The sequence below is a fragment of the Stenotrophomonas sp. AGC87 genome (genome assembly GCF_057333975.1).
Genome location: NZ_JBHFHW010000032.1, coordinates 24,096 through 28,587, shown reverse-complemented (window position 1 = coordinate 28,587; position 4,492 = coordinate 24,096). Strand labels below are relative to the sequence as shown.

The 4,492-nt window shown below is 66.9% G+C and carries 4 protein-coding genes; all 4 read left to right on the top strand.

The window, feature by feature from the left end; genetic code table 11:
* Positions 1 to 190: 190 nt before the first annotated feature.
* Positions 191 to 1,120, top strand: coding sequence for a 50S ribosomal protein L3 N(5)-glutamine methyltransferase (gene prmB / locus ACE026_RS12865; RefSeq protein WP_486039297.1), 930 nt, complete (start codon positions 191 to 193; stop codon positions 1,118 to 1,120).
* On the top strand, positions 1,117 to 2,220 hold the full coding sequence (gene aroC / locus ACE026_RS12860; protein WP_259261425.1) for a chorismate synthase: 1,104 nt from the start codon (positions 1,117 to 1,119) through the stop codon (positions 2,218 to 2,220). The genes prmB and aroC overlap by 4 nt, the downstream gene beginning before the upstream one ends.
* A complete protein-coding gene (locus ACE026_RS12855) occupies positions 2,213 to 3,268 on the top strand; it encodes a 2-hydroxyacid dehydrogenase (RefSeq protein ID WP_486039296.1) in 1,056 nt (351 codons plus the stop codon). Before aroC ends, ACE026_RS12855 begins: the two co-directional genes overlap by 8 nt.
* A 161-nt stretch (positions 3,269 to 3,429) precedes the next feature.
* Complete coding sequence (locus tag ACE026_RS12850) at positions 3,430 to 4,455, top strand: aspartate-semialdehyde dehydrogenase (protein ID WP_486039295.1); 1,026 nt, start codon at positions 3,430 to 3,432, stop codon at positions 4,453 to 4,455.
* Positions 4,456 to 4,492 lie beyond the last annotated feature (37 nt).

Here is a 4,492-nt window from a genome sequence, read left to right as displayed (position 1 = left end):
CCCCCCCCCCCCCCCCCCCCCCCCCCCCCCCCCCCCCCCGCGCCAACCCACGAGCTGACAACCGCCGCATTGGCTTCTGTCTTGATCCTGGTCCTGGTCCTGGCCTGGCCCTGGCTCGTTTCGACTGCAACGGATGCCCCGACCCGCCCCAGCGCCTATAATCGGGGGCCACATTGCCTGTTGCCCCGCCATGACCGCCGAAACGGCCGCCGAACTCCACACGATCATCGACCTGATCCGCTACGGCACCAGCCGTTTCAACGCCGCAGGGCTGACCTTCGGGCACAGCTACGACAACGCCCTGGACGAAGCCACCCAGCTCGTCCTGCACAGCCTGCACCTCCCGCATGACCTCGGCCCCGCCTACGGCCAGGCGCGCCTGCTGCAGGACGAAAAGGTCCGCGTGCTGGAGCTGTTCCAGCGCCGCATCGACGAGCGCATCCCGGCTGCCTACCTCACCGGTGAGGCCTGGTTCGCCGGCCTGAGCTTCAAGAGCGACACCCGCGCCCTGGTGCCGCGCTCCCCGATCGCCGAACTGATCGAGTGCGGCTTCGAGCCGTGGCTGGCCGGCCGCGATGTCCATCGCGCCCTCGACCTGTGCACCGGCTCGGGCTGCATCGCCATCGCCATGGGCCACTACTACCCGAACTGGGAAGTAGACGGCGTCGACCTCAGCGACGAGGCATTGTCGCTGGCCGAAGAGAACAAGGAACGGCTGCAGACGCAGAACGTCACCCTGCTCAAGTCCGACCTGTTCAACGGCCTGACCGGCCGTCATTACGACCTGATCGTCACCAATCCCCCGTACGTCACCAACGATGAGACCGATGCCCTGCCGCAGGAATACGCCTACGAGCCGGAAATGGGCCTGCGTGCTGGCGACGACGGCCTGGACCTGGTGCTGAAGATCCTGCGCGACGCCCCGCTGCACCTGAGCGAGGATGGCCTGCTGATCTGTGAAGTGGGCGAGTCCGAGCAGCACCTGTACAAGCTGCTGCCGGAAGTGGATTTCCGCTGGGTCGAGTTCAAGGTCGGCCAGATGGGCATCTTCGCCGTGGAGTGCCGCGAACTGATCGCGCACAGCGCCCGCATCACCGAACTGGCAGCGCAGCGGCCGTGAGTTCCAACAGCTTCGGCAAACTGCTGACCGTCACCACCTTCGGCGAATCGCACGGTCCGGCGATCGGCTGCGTGGTGGACGGCTGTCCGCCGGGGCTGGAGATCAGCGCCGACGAATTCGCGCACGACCTGCAGCGGCGGGCCACCGGCAAGAGCCGGCACACCTCCGCGCGGCGTGAAGCCGATGAGATCGAGATCCTGTCCGGGGTGTACGAAGGCCGTACCACCGGCACCCCGATCGGCCTGCTGATCCGCAACACGGATCAGCGCAGCAAGGATTACAGCAACATCGCCCAGCAGTTCCGCCCGGGCCATGCCGACTACAGCTACTGGCAGAAGTACGGCATCCGCGATCCGCGCGGCGGTGGTCGTTCCTCCGCGCGCGAAACCACCATGCGCGTCGCTGCCGGTGTCATCGCCAAGAAGTGGCTGCTGCAGCGTCATGGCGTCACCGTACGCGGCTATCTCTCGCAGCTGGGCGAGATCACCCCGACCGGGTTCGACTGGTCGGCGGTGGAAGACAATCCGTTCTTCTGGCCGGTCGCCGATCAGGTGCCCGCGCTGGAGAGCTACATGGATGCGCTGCGCAAGTCCGGCGATTCGGTCGGTGCGCGGGTCAACGTGGTGGCTGACGGCGTACCGCCGGGCTGGGGCGAGCCGATCTACGGCAAGCTCGATGGCGATCTGGCGGCCGCGCTGATGAGCATCAATGCGGTCAAGGGCGTGGAGATCGGCGACGGCTTTGCCAGCGCCGCGCAGAAGGGCACCGAACACCGTGACCTGCTCACCCCGCAGGGCTTTGCCAGCAACCATGCCGGCGGCATCCTCGGTGGCATCTCCACCGGCCAGCAGGTCACCGCCTCGATCGTGCTCAAGCCGACCTCCAGCCTGCGCCTGCCCGGTGCCACGGTGGATGCCAGCGGTGCCTCGGTCGAGGTGATCACCACCGGCCGTCACGATCCGTGCGTGGGCATCCGTGCCACCCCGATCGCCGAGGCGATGATGGCCCTGGTGCTGATGGACCAGGCGCTGCGCCACCGCGCCCAGTGCGGTGATGTCGGCGAGATCACCCCGCGCATCCCGGGCACGATCGATGGCTGATCGGCGCCCCAAGGTCTGGGTCAGCCAGCCCCTGTTCGACGATGTCGTCGAACAGCTCGGGCAGCATTTCGACCTGACCATGACCGGCGACGTCACCCGCTATACGCCGCAGAAACTGGCCGAACAGCTGGCCCACGTCGACGGCGCGCTGATCACCCTCAACGAACGCATCGGTGCGGCCGAGATCGCCCATGCGCCTCAGCTGCGCGCGATCGCCAACGTCGGTGTGGGCTACAACAACCTGGATATCGACGCGCTCAGCGCCGCCGGCATCCTGGCCAGCAATACCCCGGATGTGTTGACCGAAACCACGGCCGACCTCGGCTTCGCGCTGCTGATGGCCACCGCCCGCCGCATCACCGAATCCGAGCGCTGGCTGCGTGACGGGCAGTGGGGCCAGTGGTCGTTCCAGACCATGCTCGGTGCGGACATCCACGGCAGCACGCTGGGCATTCTCGGCATGGGCCGCATCGGCCAAGGCATCGCCCGCCGCGGCGCACATGGCTTCGGCATGCGCGTGCTGTACCACAACCGTTCGCGGCTGCCCGAGGCCACCGAGGCCGAGGTCGGCGCGCAGTATGTGGATCTGGATGCGCTGCTGGCGCAGGCCGATCACCTCGTGCTCGTGCTGCCTTACAACGCCGCCTCGCACCACATCATCGATGCCGATGCACTGGCGAAGATGAAGCCGACCGCTACGCTGATCAACATCGCCCGCGGCGGTATCGTGGATGAGCTGGCGCTCGCCGATGCCCTGGCCAACGGGCGCCTGGCCGCGGCCGGGCTGGATGTGTTCGAAGGCGAGCCGACGGTGCGCCCGGAACTGCTCGCCCTGCACAACATCGTGCTGACTCCGCATATCGGCAGCGCCAGCCAGGCCACCCGGCGGGCGATGGTGCAGCTGGCCGTGGACAACCTGACCGCCGCACTGGGGCAGGGCCCGGATGCCGGCCAGCCGCCGAGCGCGATCAACGCCGACGCTGTCGCTGCCGTGAAAACCGGCGGCGCGACCGTGGGCGGCAAAAAAATCGACGACGCAAAACGATAGGGAACCGCGCTGGCCAACAGGCGAGGTTCCCGAACCGGTAGGTACCGACCGATGGTCGGCACATATCTCCAAGGCACGGCAGGTACCGATCGTTGGTCGGTACACATCCCCAACGCACGTTACGTATCGGCCACGGGTCGGTACACCCAACAGAGGTTTTCATGAGCAATCCAGATCGTCGTTTCCACGTCGCCGTCGTCGGTGCCACCGGTGCTGTCGGCGAAACCATGCTGGCCATCCTGGCCGAGCGCAACTTCCCGATCGCCACGCTGAGCCTGCTCGCGTCCTCGCGTTCGGCCGGTGGCGAGATCGAGTACCAGGGCGAGAAGATCAAGGTCCAGGACCTGAGCACCTTCGATCCGAACGGCGTGGACATCGCGCTGTTCTCCGCCGGTGGCAGCGTCTCCAAGGAGTTCGGCCCCAGGTTCGCAGCCGCCGGTGCCGTGGTGATCGACAACTCCTCGGCCTTCCGTTACGACGATGACGTCCCGCTGGTCGTCTCCGAAGTGAACCCGGAGGCGCTGAAGAACCGCCCGCGCGGGATCATCGCCAACCCGAACTGCTCGACCATGCAGATGCTGGTCGCACTCGCGCCGCTGCACCGCCAGTACGGCATCGAGCGCATCAACGTGGCCACCTACCAGTCGGTGTCCGGCGGCGGTCGCTCGGCGCTGGAAGAACTCGGCAAGCAGACCGGCCAGCTGCTCAGCTTCCAGGAAATCGATCCGCAGCGCTTCCCGGTGCAGATCGCGTTCAACCTGATCCCGCACATCGATGATTTCCAGGAGAACGGCTTCACCAAGGAAGAAATGAAGCTGGTCTGGGAAACCCGCAAGATCCTCGGCGATGACAGCATCCTGGTGAACCCGACCGCCGTGCGCGTGCCCGTGTTCTATGGTCACTCCGAAGCGGTCACCATCGAAACCCGCGACAAGGTCACCCCGGATGCCGCGCGTGAGCTGTTGTCACGTTCGCCGGGCGTGGAAGTGGTCGACAAGCATGAAGCGGGTGGCTATCCGACCCCGGTCACCCATGCCTCGGGTACCGATGCGGTGTACGTCGGCCGCATCCGTGAGGATCTGTCCCACCCGCGTGGCCTGAACCTGTGGATCGTCTCGGACAACATCCGCAAGGGCGCTGCCCTCAATGCCGTGCAGCTGGCCGAACTGGTCGCCGCCGAAGGCTGATCGCGTGGTGGGGGGGGGGGGGGGGGGGGGGGGGGGG